This window comes from Pontibacter deserti, assembly GCF_023630255.1.
Lineage (GTDB): Bacteria > Bacteroidota > Bacteroidia > Cytophagales > Hymenobacteraceae > Pontibacter > Pontibacter deserti.
Genome location: NZ_JALPRS010000001.1, coordinates 426,628 through 447,686 on the forward strand (window position 1 = coordinate 426,628; position 21,059 = coordinate 447,686).

The window sequence follows — 21,059 nt, forward strand, 5'->3', positions numbered from 1 at the left end:
AATTAATTAAATCTGATTTTCACTTTTTCTTTCACATACCAGTCGTTACCCTGCTTGTGTACCACACCAGGGGTAAGTTGGCTTATGTTATTAAAACTGGTATAAAATGCGTTATCAAAGGCGCAGGCAGGTTTCAGAACTGTATCAGAGTAACTCCTTAATATATCATATTCCTCCGTAGTTGGCTCTAAGTAGAGCTTACCTACCGATGGTTCAGCAACAGCATATTCTATGCGATACACATAGCGGAATCTTTTTTCCTGAATTGCGTTAGTTTCCGAAAACACACGATCATCATAAGGTCCATCAAAAAACAGTGAGCTATTCTTGGGTAAGGCAGGTTTCGGCGTTATAGGCTCCTGCGCTTTAGGTTCAGGTGTCTTTGATTGGGGGTGTATCACTTCAGTTTGTATTGTTAGCTTTTCCTTTTCTCGTAATTGAGAAAGTTCAAGCTCTAGGTGAATAACTCTCTGTTTATAGGACTCCTTTATCTGTTCTAGCTTATCATAGCGTGCTTCAAGCTTTTCATACTTGTACTTGAAAGTACTTAAACTATATGACTCATTATTTGAAGTACTTTCTATCTTTCTTATACTCAAAGGTATTTCGTCTTCATTTTTAGACATATTAATTCTCTCATAATCATTAAATAGTCTATAAGCTAAAATAGAGTTGACTACAATAGCAACAAGTAAAATGACAGCGAAAATCAAATTCAGTAACCAACTAACAAGTCCTATTTTTATCCCTAAAACCAGCAGCAAAAAGATAACTAAGCTACCTATAATTACTGTAATAGTCTGACTCTGTAGAGAGCCAGACTTACTTTTGCTTTTACGCTTTGCCATCTATAGAATCTTTTGCAAGTTTATTCAATAAGCCAACCAAGGGATAAAAGAAGAGCGTTTCTTCAACAGCTGTCACATCATCGCTGTCAAGTTCTTTCTGTTTCTCGCCTAATCCGCGCATTAAGTAATTCATCAAATCATGATCACCATTCTCAATTACTTCATCGATAACATTAAGGGATGTTTGACTTACATCGAACTTGTTTTTAAAATTGATTTCCTTATGTAACTCCAAGAAGAGCTCTAAGAAGTGCAGTACTTCATCTACTACGCCTTGAACGTGTTCGTCCGATTTGCTTAAATCCCGGTAAGAGTACTTAAGTGCATTACTTGATGTATCATAGGGTCTTAGCAGACCAATTTCAAGAGTACTTCCAAGTGACACAACAGTCAAATCTTCTAGGCTAATGCCATCGTAAGCACTAGTGTATAATCCACCCTTAGCTGTAATTTCTTTAGGGTTGGGTTCAATCTTTATTTCAGTTTTTACCTTACTCTGCTCACCAGATACCTTCTCAAATATTTTGTTGAATAGCAACGATAGATTTGTTTGATTACTAGTATTATCGGCTATAAAAGCTGTTTTAGAGCCAGACCCGCTAAGTAATAATATTGATGGCTTATCAAAACCAGCAGCGTGCATCACCTTAGACATGTGATAGAATACTGCACTGTAGTAAAGTAAGAAAACTAGTTTTAAGTCCTGGTCATTAGCTAACTCTGTAGCAAAATCTATTTTAACATTATTTTGTGTTAATGTTTTGTTATTAGTTAAGCTAAACAAAAAGTTAATAATGTCTTCGGAGTTTCTGCTAACAGATAGTTGCTCAAGCACATTGTACAAGTTGTCGGAATTTGATTTTACAAGTTCACGATACTTATCCAAATGCTTCTTAAGGAAACCATTTGTAGCCATGCTGCCGCCATAACCATCTCCAAAGATTGCATTTCCAGCAAACTTAAAAGAAGTTAGGAGTTGAGGCCTATCTTCCTTATAAACAACCAAATCAGCAGTACCACCGCCAATATCCAATGATGCTACAGGCAATGAATGAGCTGTAACACCTGCTTCGTTATTGTAGAAATAGAAAGGAGCGAGGCTTTCAGGTAGACTGTTCATAGCTTCTACAACTCTAAATCCAAATATCTCCTGTACTTTACCGCGCCATACCTGTCCTAAAGCATTGATCTTATTTTCGCCCATACTGGATGGGTAGAACCAGGTAATCTTAGTTTCTTCTAAATTACCATCGTTTAACAATACTTTGTTTCGAAGCAGTATAAGGATGTGCTCAATATAGTGTTCTAGCTGCTTTCTGTTTTCGTTGTCGTTATAGTTACTCCACTTTATGTTAGTTTTATGATTTAAGTGTGGCTGAATCTGGGATTTCTCGAAATCAAAGGCAATGTTATAGTGGTTGTAAGTATATGTACCATGATTAACATTGACATTCTTATTGTAAAGAACAACTGTACGCATCGGCAATTTATAGTCATTCGAACCATCATTTATTGTCTCTGGCAATAACTCATGACTGAATTGGAAATAAAACTGCCTAACCAGTGCAGATTTTTCATTCGGATCAAAAGAATAGGCTATCTGTGATTCCTCTTTTTCTACCTTAAATGGTCTGCTGTCTCTTTCGTTTTGCTTTTTATATTCTATATGAGTGTTTGAAGTACCAAAATCGATTGCAAAACTAAATTGGTTGTTTCCAGATTCGTACTTCTTAAATTCAGGAATAAGGAAACCATGCATGCTGGCATCTACTTGTAGCTGTACATAGTCAAAGTTATCTTGCACTACATAGTATTGAGACGATGCCCCCTTATTTAAGCGCGTGTTATTAAATTTGGCATCGACTCTAAATCCATTAGAATCATAAAGTTGTAAATCAACATTTCGAGAAGGCATACCATTCACAATACCAATTCTATAATCTTTGTGTGAAAAGTCACCCTTAACAAGTGGTGTAATTGCTAATGCCAAATCAGCATCAACCAAAATACCATCATGCTCGCCTAAACCTGACATACCGCCAATGTTCGTAACTGTAGATGGTCTTTTATAAATCTTGCTATACGTGATTTTATTAACACCTCTGCTCCCCGTAATTGGAATATGAAGTCTTACTTCAACCGACTGTTTCTGCTCTATAATTTCTATAAGCTTTTGGCTAGTCAGCTCTTCTTTAGTAAAATATTCAAAGAAAGTAGGTTTAATGGGCAATAGATAGTTTTTGCCAAGCGTGTAGAATTTGTTGCTATTTAATTGGTAAGGCACTTTTATGAGGTGATCTTCCAAAAAGTCAGCCTGCGTCAGGTAAGGATACTGATCCCTTACGTGCGGTAGACGGCGTAACTCTATTGGCGTATCATCGCGGCGCGGAGCAGGTGTAGCAGGGTTCCATTTTTCAACAGTATAGGTAAGTTCGAAATTGAAACGCTCTACCGGCAGAACTAATGGCGATAAGAGCTTTCCGTTTACCTCAATCTGCTTAGGACTTGCAATGGCGAAGTCGCTCTGTATACTCTCTGGATTGGCACTATACTTATAAAGTGGCAGATCAGATAAAGCATGCACTGTATCGCCAGCGTTGCCTCTAATATGTAGGTACTGTAATCCTGAAAAATAATCGTTGACATCTAATGTGTTAAGCACATTAAACAAGTCTTTATTTTCCTTTGAAAGTTTTTTTACTGTAAGGTCAATATACTGGTATAGCTCCTTAAAGGTCCTGGCAAAATTGTCCTTTTTGGATAGAGCATACATATATTTGATGTATTTCGGCTCACGCTGGTACAATGGCAAGTAATGATCATCTAACATGATGTCATTTCCAAACCGGATGTCTACATGTAATTTGTCGTTGTCAGGTTTACTATCGTTGTATGGTGCTGCAAAAAACAACGTAGTAGGAGATACTCCACCAATTACATGGTGATTATATTTTAGGATATAGAAATTATCAACTTTGTCAAAGTTAAACTGTATATCCTGACTGATAAACAATTCTAGCGTTTCGGCTAACGCTTTATGCTCTGGATGAGTTGAAGCTTTAAGGGTGTTAAGTTGATCCCATTTGTTCCAGGCAATTAACTCTAAGTCATCACTGTTGATGTCATAATTAAATAGTATTTGCCCAATATCTAAAGCATCAGACACTAGTTTATGGTGATAGGTGTTGCCATCTATACCATTAACATTAACGAAGTGAAAAGCTGACCTCACCAGATCCATTCTTGCAAAAGGAGATGGAATAGAAGTTGGAAGGATATTAACTTGGTTATCGTTATCTTTTATTGTCTGTACAATGTTGCCACCTGGCTCTAATGATGGAAACCAATCTGACTCAGTTGGACCGGCATTATGGATGCGGAATACTTTCTTGCTCATAGCTGGATATACTATTTTAGATACCTATTTTTTCTATCAATACCTCTGCTGTCGCATCGTAGAAGCTTTTGACGAATTTCGTTTCATTTGGCAAAGCAGTGTAGCGGGTATAAGTTTTTGAAACTCTATCTTCCACTAATGTTAGCTTTGCATCTTTTTTAAACATAAGTTTCTTTTTCGGCTCATACCCTTCGATAAGTTCCAAAGCATTATCAAAGTCAACACTGTGGTTAAATGGCTTAAATGAAGGGGTGTTATCTTCTAACTCGTTTAGCCATTCATCATAATTTTGTATGAACTTGTTGAAAGAGTTCGTGTAGTAGTAAGATTTAAAAAAAGATTTTGGTACACCTCTGTGTTTCTCTTCTAACCATATAGTGGAAGCACTCATTGCCTTAGGCAAACCTAATTTTAGGTACTTAGAGAAAAGCGAAAGTTGAGCTAATGGTTTAGTCAAATAAGTAAATGATTCATAACCTAAAGATTTAAAAGTTAGGCTTACATCTTTACTCTCAATTCCAAACTCTTTATAGGTAGGGTTATCTGCTTGGCCGTTTGTTGTAGATAAGTTGTTAGCTTCTGCTGCAAAGTTTAGTATAGCTAAAGCACCTGCTAATTCAACAAAGTGGGCGTTGTTTTTCTGTTTATCTTTCCCATCAAAGTTGTCATACATACCGCCATCTTCGTCTCCTATATAATAAAAACTGTTAAGGCGTTTATCAGCTACAATAGTTCGTTCATAATACGCTAAGGCTGCTTTTGACTTACCAAGAAATGAAGATGAGTCTATCTCACTTCCTGTTGCTTCTCCGGATTTTAATTTAAAATAGGGTAGAACAGTCAGTGCACCAATAACCGCATTTCTAACTTGGAAGGTCTTACCATCTGCTGCATTCATTTCTCTTAAGTTTTTAAGAAGTAGGGGGAAGCCTGATGCTCCGGTTCCTCCGAAAATTGAGCTGATGATGAAGATGCGGTCGTTGTTACCGAAACTATCTAAAAACTGTGTAAACTCTTCACTTTGTGTGAACTGATTTAGTACTACACTGCCAATATTCGGATTGCCTTTGAAGCCAACATCCATGTCTGCAGCCAGGTTATGGGCTGAGAATAATAGGTCTATAAAAGCTTTACTATTGTTATCTAAGCTATTATAGCCTATATAGTCCCGGAATTTCTGACTGTGTGTACCATTTATTTCAAATTTAAAATTATCAGAAATATCTGTCTGGCTTGCTCCTGTTAATTGAGAGAGTGTTTTGATCTTAACATTAAAGAACCCGCTTTCCTCATTTTCAAAAGGTTTTTTTATCTCCTGATATTTGGTTAGCATATCTGCTGTACGGTTCATGTCTCCATTTGCAGAGTCCGGATCAATGATGATTGGAACAACAGTATCAATACTGTCATCTAATTTAACACCAGCTGCCAGCATCATTGTAAATGCACGTAAGACCCTTGAACCGGTGCCACCAATACCGAATATGTAAAGTTTTGCCATAGCTTAATTAGAATTTTAAAGGGAAAGGGTTAGCCTTATTTTTAGTACTACCAATGCGTATAATAAAGCTTGAAAGGACTGAGAAAATAAATGCGTAAAATGCAGTAATGAGTGACATGTTCAGAATGAATGATTCTGTATCAGGGTACGCGCTGTTATCAACAAATTGAATTAGTGTATTAGTTAAATAAGAATACCCTATAACAGCTGCTATAATAGCGGAAATGATGACTATAAATATCCATTGGTACCATCTACCATAAGTGGGGTTCCAGGCATAGTAGAAAAGTGACATGAAAATAAGTGAGCTGAGAATAATTATAGCCCCTAAATATGTGTATCCACTATAGTTGTGTGAATCAAATAGAAAGATTGAAAATTCATCATGGTATTCAAACCAATCATAAAGCATGGCAAAAAAGCTGTTCATATTATTGTTGGATGTTTAATGGTATATTTATGTAATGCTGTGTGTTGGAAACTTTATTATAAGCTCTGTCTATAGCTCCGACCAAGTAATTAAATCCAAGCGTTGTTTTCTCATCTCCTTTAATTTTTGTGTCATCTAAAGTGTGCGTTTGACCTATCCAAGTAGGAAGCTGTTTTTTCAAAGCTAATTTTAAGCTACCGTAGGGATTCTTGGTGGTTTGAAGCGTAATGAGATGAGAATATTGGTTATTAGCCAATTTGTTTTTCTGTGTAGGAGTAAGTTTACTAACTTCTTGGACATTAGATATGACGTAATCTGAATTATCCAGAATCTCATAATTTGCTTTATTCAGCAAGTAGCTTTTTTGTACAGGTAGATTAGATAGATTAACCCCTATTGTAAACTGAAAGTCTTTTGACCTTCTGTCTTTTTCTGCATTTGTAATATGGCTAGGTCTCAGATTAGGGTTTTGGTGTGACCTAAAAGTACCCTTATTCATTAACCCAGGAATAATTTGATACCTGACATTTTTATTCGCTGTAGTATTAAAAACAAAATGATTTTGGTATCCTGGTAAATTGCTAAAATTCAATGCATTTTGTATAGTTGCTATGCTGCCAGCAGAGCCAAAAAGCCAAATGTAATAAGGACGTTTCTGGTCAATATTTATACCCTTGCCTTGTACAGGATAATAGTTTCCTTTAAACTGAGAATTTAATTTAATTAATACTGTTTGAAGATTTTTATCTTTCTTCAATCGGTTCTCAAAATGCTTTGCTGTAAAATTTGACTCTGATTCAAGTTGTCCCAGTACACTAGTTGGGCTCCCTTTTACAGAGTATATGCCATCTGTAACTAAAATTCCAACATCCTGACGGTTTGTACTATCAAGAACCGTTTTTAAGATAAGGTTAAGGTCGCTAGTATTTATATTTCCTTTATTTATACCAGCTTCTGTTAAGGATGAAGTAACCTTCTCAGGTTTTGATACAAACTTATGAAGAGCCGTATTAATTAGATAGGCATTAAAGCTTTTGTAATTAGTTTCGCTTAAAAGTCTAGAAATTGCAGTTTTTATCTCATAATGTTCAGAGATATAACCATTCATGCTGCCGGAATTTTCGAAGAAAAACCGAAGCTTGTTTATCGCTGATGCTTGTACAGCTGGCTCAGCTATAGATGTTTCGTCAGGAGTAGGAGTAATGTTAGTATCTGTTACCTTGACTTCTGATTCAATACCTTCATCTATTTGCTTTTGTCCAGCATTTGTTTCTGCTTCTTGTCTGGCTTTATCACGAGGGCTTTCACAAGCCATCCACGATAAGCTAGCTACAAGTATGTAGTGAGGTATTCTTGTCATACAATTTGTTTTCTTTGAGATATTTTTAAAATCATTTTCTATTGGCGCTGTAAATAGGTACCAATAAATAAGTTCTTTATTAGTTTTGGCAGGTGCTTTGATATGCTGCAAAACCATGTTTTGCCCACTTTATAAGTAAGTGTGGGTTTCTGATTTTGCACAGGCAAATCATAATGTGATAGGCTTGTGTATTCAGGTAATCAGGAGTAGAATAAGTTAATACCGGAATTGTATAGATTACATACCAGTTTGAAACAAATATAGAGATAATATATAAGAACCGGAATATTCAAATATTAAATATTGGGTAGTTTAATGCTGCAGAAATATGAACTAAGTAGAACCTCCTTGCCATAAACAATAGTGGGAGATCTCATGATTTTCTAATTACAAGATGACTATTGTTTACCTTGATTACTTTTATTTCATTTCAGCGCGACCACCATGCTTCTCAAGCAGGTATAACATCCTGGAAATCTCAAATCGAACCCAGTCTTGCAATTCTGCTTTCTTTCTAGCTTCATCTTCGCTTAAACCGTCATGCCTATGGTTTAAGTAGAAGTAGTAGTGTTGGCTTATATGGTGAAAAGTCCCATTAAGTCCGCTTCTCATGAACATTACTTGCTGTTGATCATAGCGTCTTTTATCAATAACTTCATCAACAATGTAGAATGCTTCCTTCATTATTTCAGGCTTACCATTTGCCCCTAACGTAAGCGGCTTGTATACTTTAAAGTAATGCTGACGCAATTCCAAGGTGCTACCGGTTTTGTCTTTCAGAGAAATCACAACTGGGACATCGATCAAATTTTGCTGCCGGCTTTTGTTAAAATAATTTAGTACCGACTTCCCTTGGCTACCATACTCACGGATAAGAGCTGCCAGTGTATCGAAGTCAAACCCCAAAGTAATGGGGGAAGGCTTGCAGCACTCATATAATTGGCCTGTTACTGTGACTGCTGAATCTTCACTAAAAATGATTTCTTCAATTTCGATCAGGTCAGATAGAATAATATAGTCTGGCTCAAAATCAACAGGCTCTGGCCTGGCTATTGAAAAGAGATCAGCATCTTGCCTGCTTAAGTTATGCTCATCTAAATCTTTAAAGCTAACAACTCTTGCCATTTCCAAAGGATGAGGCATTGACTCATCGTCTTCATTGTTCAAACTGATTAGTAAATCAAAATTTGATGGATCTAAGTAGTTGTCAAAGAACTTCAGATAGGGACTTAGCTGCTTATATACCTTAGTTTTGCGAAAGGTGCGCGGAAATTGATTCTTTAGAGATGCCGCTTCTCCATAACAGTCTAATCTTTTAAGGGCACTTAACTCTGCTAATACATCTTCAGGGCTTGCGAAATCAAGAATAACATCATACAAGAAGATGGTATACTCGTGAGTAGGCTGACCCAGTTCTGGTAAAATATCAAATGCGCTACGATTCTGTTTCTTGGCAGCCATTAACTGCTCGAGATCAGATTGCACCGGAGAATGCAGGAATCGTTCTGCTGCTGCCTGCAGGTGCTCCAGAGTCTGCTGTAAATTCTTTTCAGAAAGTTTGGTTTTATTTACAAGCTTCCAAAGTATGGTCTTGTTCTTATTGGATAATGGAAGACCAAATTTTTTAAGGATCACTTCTTCAATACCAATTAATTCTTCAAACAGATCTCCATCTACTTCTAGGCCGCCTATATGATCAAGCTTCTTGTATAAGTGATAATAGGCAGTTAGCCTACTTATAATGTCAGTTTTCATAATATACTTTCCCTACCTACGCATATTCTACTTCCACAATTTTAAGTACATCCTGTGTTAGAATTGCTTTCCAATGTAATTATGATATAAATATATTATTATGTAACTATATAAACTTGATGTTCGCTAAATATTTTTGTTTCATTTTATGACCTTCGATTTCTATCTGGGTGGATATGGACGTGATAGTTACCGTCTCACACTAAACAACGGTAGTCTAAGCTGCTCTCAATATTATGGAGTACCTACTGAACATGATAAGATTATCAAAATTAGCAATAATGAGCATTGGGAGAAGCTATTAAGTTTCTTGAAAAATTGTAGCTGGGAGGAGGTGTATGATAGCACCATACTTGATGGGACGCAGTGGGAGTTAAAGGTAATGGGCAGAGGTATTCGAATCAATTCGTATGGGTCGAATGTTTATCCAGACAATTTTGATGTCTTCTTGCTCCTGTTAAACAACATTTTGAATGAAGCAGAAATACATATAGATGGTTAACTTGCTTTCAATCCCAGCAGCCCATGGACCCAAATTGTAAGGTTTCTTGCTTACACCTCGGGCAATGCCAGTGCTCTTTAACTTGCTGGTAATCTATACTCGGATATATGAAGCTTTGCTCTTCATTATTCGTTTCCAGCTCTTCTAAGTAAAATTTAATCTTCTTCCTGCACTTAGGACACTTTGAATAAAGCTTGCTAAAATCTCGGCCCACCACTACTCCGCAGGCATCACAAAACGCTGGTTCCATCTGAGTCCTAGTTTCAGGATAATTAAATCCAATACCCTGCATTATTGGCTCCGACTCTAGCCCACAAGGACAAATAGCTTGAATGATGTTTCCCATACTTTCCTTTACCTCAAATTAAATTGATACCTATAAGAGTGTTTTAAACTACTAAAGGAGTTAAACCGGCAACTGATTCAATTACTTTTCTGCCGATACCTTTTACCAGGCTCCCATCATGTTCAACCAAGTCTACAAAATCTAGGCTACAAGAGTGGCTGTCTGAGTAAAAATCAGAAGGATGATATGATTCATGAAGCTTATGTATTCCATGTACCTGCGGGTATAGGAGTGTGCTATGATTAGCGCCAAAGTGAATGTTATAGGCATACATCTGCTTTAAATCATTATCTGAAGGAGTATGGTCTGAAAGCACTTTCCATTTGGTATCAACAATCACTTTCTTGTCACATTCAATACCCTCACAATCTTTCTTAAATTGAATTACAATATCAGGCCGAATTGTTTTGGATCTCCAAAACTCCTTGCTTGCTTGCCCTGATACAGTTAGCTTATTTACATCAAATAAAGGTTCGTCTTTCTTTAGTTGCCTGTAGACATATTTTTCGAAGAGCTGATTCATGTCGAACAGAATAGAGAGAATGTTTTCACCACCAGATGATAAGTCAGGGCTATAGTTCAGGATAATTAATCGGGACAGCTGAATTACCTGTTCGTAGGGTTGCGTTTTTCTGTTGAATCTAATTTTGCTGAAAGTAGCATCAGTAACTTCTATGTCTGTATAATCACCAAAGGTATAGAGTAATCTAAGTGCGTTACTTCTTACATGAGCAGCATTGACTCCTGATAAAATAACAAGCGCTTTTTTAATTATCTGATGTAAAACATGGTTCCGATCATATATCTGATGTTCCGTAAAAAAACGCTCTTTATGAACGAGGTTCCTTTTTATCTGCTCCTTAAATAGAAGCCTGCCTTTTAAAGCATTTTGATTGTCCTGATTCTGACGATAACGCTTTACTAACCCCTGATGTACCAGTTGGTCAACTCCTTCCAAAAACTGCCATAGAAACAGCTCCAATAAGGAGGAAGAGCGCAACCGAAGCATCGCATTTGATAAGGAAGAAACTGACAGATAACCAGTTTCTCTGAGAAGCAAAAACAGGGCTTTTTGCCACTTTATAGTGTCATTCCCAACATCCGCTTTAGGCAACACTTCAATTGTAAGACCATCAACCTGTATGACTCCTACATAGCTTTTAAAGTGCAGCCGTTTATGGCCCACATTAAAATAGGTATTACCATGCTTCTCGTTATACAACACAAGTCTGTTGAAATGCTTTGTTGTAAATTTTTCTTCATCTACTTCTAGGCATGAATGCTCAAAGACTTGTACTACATTAGCTGGCATATACCTGTTTAAATGTATCTACCGACCAATATGTAGGATCTGTAAATTCAAATACATCCTTTTCATTCAATTCGTAATCATTCCCCCAACTACCTTTAGCGAACTTTCTTTTGCCAGTGCCCCCATTAACTTTCTTCTTCACAAAACCTTCGCCAAGCACCATACCAATGCGCCCGTAGTCGCCGTAGAAGTACTCTTGAAGTAAAGGAATAATGTTATCCTTAAAGATCTTTTTAAGTTCTGATAACACATCATCTGTATGTGCTAAGGAGATAAAATAGGAATGCCCTATACAATGATCTCTGTTAAGCAACACTTCAATTCTATCATTAATAGAAATGAACAATTCCTGAGGATTTATACCTGGGAAATTGAAACCAGTGAAATGCCTACTAGTATTAAAACCAACTTCTCCTTCTCGTTTCAAATCGTCCCAGATTGCATACTTTTCTTTATCTAAGTCTTCTGGTGTTCCGATAACTTCCAGTACTGTACTTTCAGCAGCTTTGTAGCGGTTGCTGTGCCATGCATTATCCTTATACCGCCATAGCAGGTTGTAAAAAATATGAGCTGCACTTGGAACTAGCGCAGCATCCGGAGTTAATTCTTTGAATGAAAAACGGCGTCTGAGAGCAGTATCTAGGGCCTCTACACTACGGTCTGCCGTGTTCATTGTTCCCAGCAGGTAAAGATTGGAAGGCACAGAGAAGTCTTCTTTAGAATAAGGCAGTGTAACTTTTAATTGCTCTGCATTGCCAGCTCTCTTGTCAGGTTCAATAAGCGTTATCAACTCGCCGAATATTTGAGAGACATTACCCCGGTTTATCTCATCTATGATGAGAACATGGTTCTTCCGGAACTCATCTGTTACTATAACAGATTCAAAATAACTTTGCTTTATCAGCCCTTTGTTAAGGCTATAGATAGTCTGTTGTGAAAAGGCTTTCTTGTAAATCTCTGTTACAGGTAAGTTGACTTCTTTTACGAGCCATTTCACCTTGCGGAAGTGTCGGTAAGAGATTGGGGAATCCTGCTCAAAGTAATAATCACCACTTATTTGTGCGATTGCCCTTATTTTATAATTGCCGTTAGAAACAAACACAAAGTCACCAAGCTTCATGTCCACAACAAACATTTTAACAGCAGTCGTCTCATACTTACTTCTTTCCAATCCATCTTTATCTAAAAGATCCTTTATATCTTTTCGATTCTTTACCCCTTCAAAGTTTGTTCCGCCGCCCCATCCTAAGGCTATACAGTCGTTCTTTAAGCAGTATTGATAGATTTCATCATCGTCTGAAGAAGCTGTGTTGCCAACAGACATCTTATAGAAACGTGCATTTTTAAAGTTGTCTCTTATGACACTTTTAAATTGATCAGACTGATTTTTAGGTTCATAATTCACATAGCTTTCTGCTCTTTCACATATATTCTTGAAAATACCTGGTAAAAGCTCATAAGCGATGTCGCCTGATTGTGTTAATGTGGCTTCTTCATCATCTTCTCCCTTCGTTTCTTTAGAAGGCAGCATCGGCTTTATACCTTCTACAAAATCTTCATAAGAGAAAGATTGATGAAATGTAACAAACTCAACCTGCTTACGCTCCTGATATATTTGAAACTGCTCATTTATAGCATCCCTTGTCAAATACTTTTTCTTCAGTTCTTCTTCTGTAAGTTCCTCAATTATCTGGAGTGCATACTGCTTTGTGTGATAGGTCTTTCCTGTTCCAGGAGGACCATACAGAATCTGATTTAATGGCATGCTTTTTTTGACTTCTTTTGGCTTAGTATCTTCTGATTTTACTAAAATGGGTGTAGATGTAATAGGAGAATAGTTGAAAAATGTAGCTCTGTATGCCTTATCAAAAACAGCTTTCCTGAAAGCAGCGTTATCATACTCTTTAGGATCTGTGCTGTTGTCTCTTTCGATTTCATACTGGACAGCTTCAACAATGGCGCTTATATGTTGTTGAATAGCCTGTGCACTTGTGTTCTTAAAGAAAGCTGCATTTTCTCCTCCTGTAAAGGCTCCCTTTTCAACTCCTGGAATATTATATTCTTCTGGTGCTATGAATGAAAATGATTTGCCCTTAAGATTTAGACAATACCTTTTTCCAACTTGAAAACTTAGTTGCTTACGACCTGTGCTAAATACTAGGTTATCTTCATTTGGTAGGGCTAGCTCATCTTTAATGAAGTCTAAAATATAAAAGTAAGTGCTTAAATCTTCAGGAGTACACTTGCTAAGTCTATCTTTAAATTCCTTTTCAGCTTTTTGAAAATTATAGTCGATCGTGCTATTAAGTTCTTCCCACTTAGGTATATGATCAGTGACGCCTGCTAAAAGCATATTCCAATCTGAATACCTCTTTTCTATTGGGGCGAAACCATTTTTAGAAAGCCGGTGCCCATTATAAAGCCCTCCAATCAAACCATCTTTATCTACACGAAAAAATAGCTGATAAGCATCCTGTACACTAGCAGCTTGCTCCGGAATTACTGCTCCCCAAACCCAATCTGTTCCATAGTTATTAGCGCCATCAAAATCATTATAATGCACTTTTGCACTGTCTAATGAGTTTACACTGATAATATCATTTGCCAGATGCTGTAGTAATTGTCTTATCTCTTTTTTCTCTGAATGACTATAAAAGAAAGGAAAGAGTATAATATATGGGTCTTTCCACTGATGAAACATGCCCAGCCTACTAGTTTTGTAATCTTTTAAGCTTTGGAGATACTCAGGTGATGGAGAGTAATGAGAAGTAATGTCTCTACTCTCAATCACTGCTTTAAACTCATCTATCGTCTGTGGGCTTACCTTCTTCCCATTAAGAAGTTTCTGAGTTATCAGATAGCGAAGCAAAATAACCGGCTTGAACTCTTTGTCGGGTTGCCAGCTGTTAGCCAACTCGCGAAGGTAGTCATGTTCAACCCTATTGAGTTCGTCAAAAATGACTTTGTGATCACGTAGTTTATGTAGCTGACTACTCTTTTCTATAATATTGTCTATCTTCATCTTGGTCTGGCTTATGGCGCTAGGAGTTTGATACTAAATCAGGATTGTAAACTTCTGAAGGTTAATGATCACATTTGTTCTTCCCAAATGTAACACCTGTTTAGATGTATAAATTTTAACTTAGTCTCTCATCTAAAAGGTATTCTGCTTCGTTCTTTAATCTTTGGATCAAGATTTTGGCAAAACTTTCAAAGTTCTCTTCATGACAGTCTTTAAGATGGCTAGAGTAGAAATTATTGAAAACTACTGCATCACCGTTATAATAGAACCAGTAATTAGTTATTGTGCCACAATTATGAAAGTTATGACCAGCACCATAATTAAAAAAACATAAATACTCCTTTTCCTTATTTTTCAGATGATGTTCTGTGAAATGTCCGAGAGCAATACATTTACCACCATGTAAAAAGGCTACGTCTGCTTTCTCCCCACTTCCTAATTTAAAATCATAAATAACTTCTATCCCTGAATTAGTAAATTCTGATAAAGTCTTTAGTTCTTCTTCTAATGATCTTTTGATAGTAGATTTAGAGATAACATTACCATCTAGGGTGTACTTTTTTTCATTACCACGTCTACTCGCATAGAATAGGTAATCTTCTTCTTCAAAATAGATTTTGTCATAATCAGGACTTATAATGTATTCACCCCACTTACTCATCACACCCATTCTATAATCATCAGGATCTATTCCATAATATTCTGCTGAATTATATTCTAGTAGTTGTCTTCCTGTGACCAGGACTATAAAACAATCAAGTTGTTCTAATAAGTCTTCTTCAACAGAATATATGTCTCTCAATAATATTTGGCCAGTATTTGAGACTAATGCCATATTATGGTTTTCATCCCAGTCACAGTAGCTCACACTTATTAACTTTTGATCTTCTCCCCACCAGTCACACTCAGAAATATCTACATCAAGTAGTCTATTGAGATTGATTTCAATTGCATCTTTATTATTGATTAATCGCCAGACGGTAATGGTTTCCTGATCATCTTCATCTTCATTTATCAACTCTCGGTGGGCTTTTAGTTCTAATTCCATAATATATTTGGCTTTACAGTAAGTGCAAGCTTATGATTGTGAATTATATTAGTACTTAAATATATAGCTTTTAAGTTTTATTCTAAGATAAAGCTTATTTGTTATATAGATTAAATTACTTATTTATGTAAATTAATCTACACCGATATGATAAAGCGCTTAAGAGTAGTTTTTAAATCATTGCCACTTGGGATACAACGATTAATACTTGTAGGAGTCATTCCAGTAACTTTTATAATTTGGATGCTCACATACTTTTTCTGGGAGATTACTGAAAACTATCCAAAGTCATATGAGATGCTGGAACATCCATTTAATACTATTATAACCGGGGCTATAATTTATTTATGCTGTGTTGTAGTTAGTCTATGGGTGTATGAGGGGTTCAGAACAAATAAATCTGAAAAGCTATAGTTTTCAAAGGTTGAGTTCTGTATAATATTGCTCTTTACTTTTTAAAAGCAATGCATAAATTGGCTTACCATCAATCAATAGAGTTGATAATTTAACAGCAAAGTTAGCTCCTAAATAAGTTGAAGTCATACTATTATTGATCACTTCTGACGAAACTAACTTCATTTTAAGAGAGACTATCTCAGCTTTAAGTGCATCACGAATTTTACTATTATTGAATTTATAATATATAGTAGTGTTGTTATTCTCAAGTACAAGAAGTGATGCTACTTCTTCTTCATTTTCAAGATAGTGCCAGTTAGCGTATGGAGTACCCTCTAGATTTTTAATTGCCTCCAACGACCAATTCTTATTCAACAAATAGGAATCAACAGCAGAAAAGTCACTACTCTTATTATATACTGTAATAAGATTTTGCAAAGAGAGATTTTGGGGAAGAGCTTGACCAATACTTGAACTAGGTATCAAGGCAATACAAGTAATGACAAAACCTTTATACAACTTACTTAAATTCATACTCAAATAATATCAAGCTTTTATTTAGAACTTTTCTGTTAGTTATTTCTGTATTAGTGTGCTACTTGAATATTAATGCTCTAAATACCATCTACTTTGCATCTCAGTCATACAGGCTTATTCTCCCTCGATGGTAAGTTAATTGATATGTAATCTAAAGAAGACATAAGCACTTTTTATTTCTTCTATTCCGCTATTAGACGGATGTGGATCATGAACCAATAATTCATTTTTATAAATAACTGCATGCTCATAGCCCCTATTTGACTGCCCACTTACTATGCAGTATGAATCTCTAAGATACAAATTGATAAAATCTCTCCAATCATCATAAGAAACATGTGTCAATACAGTACTATAATTTTCACGTAAATAGTCGTTCAGCCTTTGCTCATATTCCTCCCAATCTTCATCAACCCCTAAATGTGGTAAGTCTTCAATATTGCATTTTAACACACTGGCTACACAGGCAGCGAAGCAATTTCCTTCGTCATTAAATTTGGTTTGATAAACCTTTATCATAATTCTATAGGTTTCATTATTATTTAAGTCAAACTAGATCAAATAATAAATTGTAATCTTTGCTTAATTTAAACAAATTTGATTACCCGAAAGGGTAGAGCCAAGTCTGACATTTTACTTATAGAGTACTTACAAATCCATCCCAGCCCCATTCACCCTAAGCCAGTTCTTCCGCTCCCTGTAATCCGGCAGCACTTTATCTACTTCGTTCCAAAAGGCTTCGGAGTGGTTGGCGTGGATTAAATGGGCAAGTTCGTGCACGATGATGTAATCCAGTACCTTTAGTGGGGCCATCATGCATTTCCAGTGGAAGTTGAGGTCGCCGTTGGTGTTGCAACTGGCCCAGCGGTTTTGCAGGTCCATAATGCGGATCTCGCTGGTGGTAAGGCCCATCAGCTTTTCGTAGTAGCGAACGCGCTCGGGTATGCGCTTGGCGCCTTTCTCCTTGTAGTATTGCTTGAAAATCTGCTCAGCTTTAGGGGCCTGCTTCTTTTGAAGTAGGAAATAACCATCCTTTAGCCTAAGCGGGGCTTCCTGTTGATCTACCAGCTCCAGCCTATAGTTTCGACCAAGATAGAGGTAGCTTTCACCGTTTACAGGTTCGCGGGTTTTCTTTACCTGGTTCAGCTCTTCCAGTTCTGCCTGGTGTTTAAAGATAGAGGCAGCTTTGCTGTCCACCAGTTCGTCAATGGCGGCATCCGATAGCTCTTTGGGAGCCATTACCATTACTTCGCCGTCACGCTCTACATAGATACTGACTGTTTTGCGCTGGCTTCGCTTAAGATTGTACTGGATCAGGTGCTTGCTGCTCTTCATGTATCAACTCGTTGTGTCTGCGTCTTGCCAGGTCCAGCAGATCATTTATAATCTTGTTCTCGTGTTCAATCAACTTCTCTACATCCGAAGAAATGAGAATGTCAGACAGGTTGCCTTTTAGGAAGTTTATCTCGCTGCCCTTTTCCCAGAAGCTGGTAAACTTAATGGTTGCCCGCATCTGCTTTACAGCCTCCTTTATGGTGGCTTTCGCCTTTTCTTCCTCTTCAGCTGATGGAGTATTACCTTTGAAAGCAGTCTGCATCATCAGGTCGTAGAAAGGGGCTTCTGTGGCAGAGAGCCCGGCTATACCTTCCTGACGGCCAGCTGCGGCTTCGTTCCGCAGATTTTCCAAGGCTTTGACCATCGCTTCCCAGTCGTCGTGGTGCTGCTTCAGGAGTTTCTCAAGGCGCTCGCTTAGTTTGGTGTAGAAAGCAGGGTCATCGTCCAGGTTTACCTTGATGTGCTTACGGATGGCGTGCTCCATTTCAGAAGCTACAGCTTTTGGATTGCTGTTCTTCCTAGCTTCTTTGATAAAGTCCTTAGAGAGCAGCTCTACCGGCGGAATCTTCGGGTTAATGCCCAAGCTTACCAGGTGCTCGTTGATGAGCTGGCGGATCTTCTCGCCGGCACCTTCTATGTTGATGGTGTCGTCTTTGTAGCGGTTGCGGATAAGGATCTGCAGGTGGCCCAGCTGTTTGGCCGGTATGCGGTATGGCGAAGCGGCAGGGCGTGGCAACACAATGTCCATACTTTCCATGAACTGCTTCAGGTATACATCAAAGCTGGAGCGGAACTTGATGTCTGCGGCCAGTTCTATGCATTGCTCCTGAATCTTGAGCAGGGTAGGGATGTCCTTTATCTGCTGGGTCAGGTACTTTTCAAAGTTGGCTACGCCTTTTCCTTCGAAGAGCTGCACCAGCCTGCGGTAACGCGACTCCAGCACCGGTATCTCCGTCTCCACACCCTTCAGGTTCTCCATGATCTCCTGCACCTCGTCGGAGCCGTAAATGCTGAGGGCGGTCTGTAGGTTTTGGGTGTTGGTGGCGTAGTCTATCACGTAGCCGCGGGTTTTGCCTTTGTAGGTACGGTTTACGCGGGCAATGGCCTGCAGTAGGTTGTGCTCCTTCAGCTTTTTATCCAGGTACATCACCTGCTCAATAGGCGCATCAAAGCCCGTTAGCAGCATGTCGCATACTACCAGGAAGGCTATACCTGTTTCGGGTTTATCGTAGTCGAAGGCTTTCTTGAAGTTGTCTACGGCGTTGGCGGCAGAAGCTTCTTTACGGGCCTGCGTGATGATGGCTTCTTCGTTTGTGCCCTGTCCGGATACAACGGCATATACCTGCAGGAACTCGAGTTTCTTTATCAGTTCTTGATCTGGCTTGGCCTCAGCCTTCAGCGCAGCTACTTTCTCTTGCAGCGCCTTTAGCAGGGCATCTTTATAGCGCACGGCTGCCAGCACCGAACTTGTTACCACCTGTGCCTTAAAGCCATTGGGCAGGATGTTTTCGGTGTAGTGATTTACTATATCTCTGGCTACGGCAGCAACGTGTTCTTCTGCCTCACGAAGATCGCTCCCTATCACATATTTACGCTTAAGGAGTTCCTGTTCTTTCTGCTCTTTACTGCCGAAAGCTTCCTCAAACTTCTGGTCCAGTCCGCTTTTGTCGTTGATGGCGTTGTCGGGTTCACGACCTTCGTAGAGGATAGGAATGGTAGCCCCGTCGTTTACGGCATCGCGCAGGCGGTACTGGTCTATGTAGCCGCCGAAGCGGTCGTGTGTCTTTTTCTTATGGCGCTCTGTGATGAGCGGCGTACCGGTAAAGGCGATCTTGGTGGCATTCGGGAAAGCCTCGAACAGGTTGTTGCCCAGGTCGCTGCTCTGGGTGCGGTGCGCCTCGTCTATCAGGATCAGGATCTTCTCGGATGGGTTTACCTCCCCGAACACGTTGTACTGCTTTAGCGGCTCTGCTGCCTGGCTTAGTATCTCGCCGGCTATACCTGTCAGCTTGTACTCCTTTGCCTGAAACTTGTGCATCATCACCATCACCGCGTTGCTGGTAGGGGTGGAGAGCTTCGGCTTTACATCTTTTATACTTTCGATAAAGTCTATCTTCTCACCCGTTAGCATCGCGGTGTCGCTGAGCTGGTCTTCCAGATCGGTGCGGTCGTTAACGAGCAGCACTTTGTAATCCGCCAGCTTAGGCTCGGTACGCAGCTTTTTGATGAGCATCACCATGGTTAAGCTTTTGCCGGAGCCTTGCGTGTGCCATACCACACCGGATCGCTCCATTGGTGTCTGGCCCGTTTTCAGGCGTTCCACTATCTTACCCACGGCTCGGTACTGCTGATAGCGGCACACGATCTTAGCCTCTTTGCCGCCGCCTACAGGCATAAACAGGGTAAAGCTGCGGACAATATCTACTAGGGTACGCGGGGGAAGAATGCCCTGCACCAGCCGCTCCTGGCTGCGCTCCACATCCAGTGGCTTGATATAGTTCTGGAATGCCTCCGGGTAAATGTACTTCCACTCGGCAAAGAACTGTTCATCGAAACTGGTGATGGTGCCGTAGCAGGCTTTGTCGCCGTAGGTGGCTACGCAGATCTGGTTGTACCAGAACAGGCTTTCTTCGCCTTCCTTCAGACCGGCGGCATGGGTGGACGGGCGCTGGTTGCTGTAGCGCTGCAGTTGCTTCAGGGCCTCGTGCAGCGGGTTGGTGGTATAGGCGTTGGTGTTCTTACACTCCACTACTACCAGCGGCAGACCGTTCACAAACAGCACCACATCGGGAATGATACAGGCTTTTGCCAGCCCCGGCGTATCTACCTTAAATTGGTTGATGGCAATGAAGCTGTTGCGCTCGGGGTGGTCAAAATCTATGAGCTTGACAGGGCGCGGATCGGCGAGGTCATCGTGGTAATCTGCGCGGAGGATGTTGTTGAGCAGCGTGTGCGTGAAGCTTTTGTTGGCCTCCAGCAGGTGCATGCGTCCGAAGTCGCTGATCTCGTTGTAGAGCTCGTCTACCTGCTTCTCGCTTAGCCAGGGCTGCCCGTTCTCATCCAGATTTATACTTTGTAGGGCTTTCTTCAGCACGCCGGGTAGCAGCACTTCTTTAAAGTTGGTGCGCAGCGAAAATGTAGCGTCTGTGGGTATACCGGCAGGCTGTTCGTATACTTGCCAGCCGAGATTCTTCAGCTGCTTCAGGAAGGGTTGCTCTACTAAAGTATGTTCTGTCATAGCTTATTTTTAAACAAATCAGATATGTATAG

General features: G+C 39.1%; 12 protein-coding genes. All 12 read right to left on the reverse strand.

Features of this window, described 5'->3' with window-relative positions; genetic code table 11:
* Positions 1–2: 2 nt before the first annotated feature.
* The 12 genes from MJ612_RS01765 to MJ612_RS01820 all read right to left on the reverse strand — a co-directional run bounded on the left by MJ612_RS01765 (position 3) and on the right by MJ612_RS01820 (position 21,027).
* Positions 3–848, reverse strand: a complete 846-nt coding sequence (locus MJ612_RS01765; protein WP_187028867.1) for a hypothetical protein — start codon at positions 846–848, stop codon at positions 3–5.
* Entirely contained in the window at positions 835–4,245 is a 3,411-nt protein-coding gene (locus MJ612_RS01770; protein ID WP_187028869.1) for a hypothetical protein, read from the reverse strand. The genes MJ612_RS01765 and MJ612_RS01770 overlap by 14 nt, the downstream gene beginning before the upstream one ends.
* 16 nt (positions 4,246–4,261) lie before the next feature.
* Positions 4,262–5,746 carry an FtsZ/tubulin family protein gene (locus MJ612_RS01775; RefSeq protein ID WP_187028871.1) on the reverse strand — a complete coding sequence of 495 codons (1,485 nt, stop codon included), beginning with the start codon at positions 5,744–5,746 and terminating at the stop codon, positions 4,262–4,264.
* Between the two features lie 431 nt (positions 5,747–6,177).
* Complete coding sequence (locus MJ612_RS01780) at positions 6,178–7,653, reverse strand: hypothetical protein (protein WP_187028873.1); 1,476 nt, start codon at positions 7,651–7,653, stop codon at positions 6,178–6,180.
* Positions 7,654–7,956: 303 nt separating this feature from the next.
* Positions 7,957–9,291, reverse strand: a complete 1,335-nt coding sequence (locus tag MJ612_RS01785) for a hypothetical protein (protein WP_187028875.1) — start codon at positions 9,289–9,291, stop codon at positions 7,957–7,959.
* 891 nt (positions 9,292–10,182) lie between these two features.
* Positions 10,183–11,451: an McrC family protein gene (locus tag MJ612_RS01790; RefSeq protein WP_187028877.1), complete on the reverse strand. Its 1,269-nt coding sequence runs from the start codon at positions 11,449–11,451 to the stop codon at positions 10,183–10,185.
* Entirely contained in the window at positions 11,441–14,473 is a 3,033-nt protein-coding gene (locus MJ612_RS01795; RefSeq protein ID WP_250419018.1) for an AAA family ATPase, read from the reverse strand. The genes MJ612_RS01790 and MJ612_RS01795 overlap by 11 nt, the downstream gene beginning before the upstream one ends.
* A 115-nt stretch (positions 14,474–14,588) precedes the next feature.
* Positions 14,589–15,521, reverse strand: coding sequence for a hypothetical protein (locus MJ612_RS01800; RefSeq protein ID WP_187028878.1), 933 nt, complete (start codon positions 15,519–15,521; stop codon positions 14,589–14,591).
* 417 nt (positions 15,522–15,938) lie between these two features.
* Positions 15,939–16,451, reverse strand: coding sequence for a hypothetical protein (locus MJ612_RS01805; RefSeq protein WP_187028880.1), 513 nt, complete (start codon positions 16,449–16,451; stop codon positions 15,939–15,941).
* A gap of 138 nt (positions 16,452–16,589) precedes the next feature.
* The gene (locus MJ612_RS01810) at positions 16,590–16,973 is read right to left on the reverse strand and encodes a hypothetical protein (protein ID WP_187028882.1); all 384 of its coding nucleotides are present in this window, start codon (positions 16,971–16,973) and stop codon (positions 16,590–16,592) included.
* A gap of 129 nt (positions 16,974–17,102) precedes the next feature.
* Positions 17,103–17,789 (reverse strand): M48 family metallopeptidase, encoded by a 687-nt coding sequence (locus tag MJ612_RS01815; protein ID WP_187028884.1) that lies wholly within the window; start codon positions 17,787–17,789, stop codon positions 17,103–17,105.
* A complete protein-coding gene (locus tag MJ612_RS01820; RefSeq protein WP_187028886.1) occupies positions 17,752–21,027 on the reverse strand; it encodes a type I restriction endonuclease subunit R in 3,276 nt (1,091 codons plus the stop codon). The genes MJ612_RS01815 and MJ612_RS01820 overlap by 38 nt, the downstream gene beginning before the upstream one ends.
* Positions 21,028–21,059 lie beyond the last annotated feature (32 nt).

Excerpts from the sequence above, each read along its gene's own strand:
- MJ612_RS01770 (WP_187028869.1), bottom strand. The coding sequence starts at position 4,245 with ATGAGCAAGAAAGTATTCCGCATCCATAATGCCGGTCCAACTGAGTCA.
- MJ612_RS01820 (WP_187028886.1), bottom strand. The coding sequence starts at position 21,027 with ATGACAGAACATACTTTAGTAGAGCAACCCTTCCTGAAGCAGCTGAAG.
- MJ612_RS01785 (WP_187028875.1), bottom strand. The coding sequence starts at position 9,291 with ATGAAAACTGACATTATAAGTAGGCTAACTGCCTATTATCACTTATAC.
- MJ612_RS01810 (WP_187028882.1), bottom strand. The coding sequence starts at position 16,973 with ATGATAAAGGTTTATCAAACCAAATTTAATGACGAAGGAAATTGCTTC.
- MJ612_RS01775 (WP_187028871.1), bottom strand. The coding sequence starts at position 5,746 with ATGGCAAAACTTTACATATTCGGTATTGGTGGCACCGGTTCAAGGGTC.
- MJ612_RS01780 (WP_187028873.1), bottom strand. The coding sequence starts at position 7,653 with ATGGTTTTGCAGCATATCAAAGCACCTGCCAAAACTAATAAAGAACTT.
- MJ612_RS01805 (WP_187028880.1), bottom strand. The coding sequence starts at position 16,451 with ATGAATTTAAGTAAGTTGTATAAAGGTTTTGTCATTACTTGTATTGCC.
- MJ612_RS01765 (WP_187028867.1), bottom strand. The coding sequence starts at position 848 with ATGGCAAAGCGTAAAAGCAAAAGTAAGTCTGGCTCTCTACAGAGTCAG.
- MJ612_RS01795 (WP_250419018.1), bottom strand. The coding sequence starts at position 14,473 with ATGAAGATAGACAATATTATAGAAAAGAGTAGTCAGCTACATAAACTA.
- MJ612_RS01790 (WP_187028877.1), bottom strand. The coding sequence starts at position 11,451 with ATGCCAGCTAATGTAGTACAAGTCTTTGAGCATTCATGCCTAGAAGTA.
- MJ612_RS01815 (WP_187028884.1), bottom strand. The coding sequence starts at position 17,789 with ATGAAGAGCAGCAAGCACCTGATCCAGTACAATCTTAAGCGAAGCCAG.
- MJ612_RS01800 (WP_187028878.1), bottom strand. The coding sequence starts at position 15,521 with ATGGAATTAGAACTAAAAGCCCACCGAGAGTTGATAAATGAAGATGAA.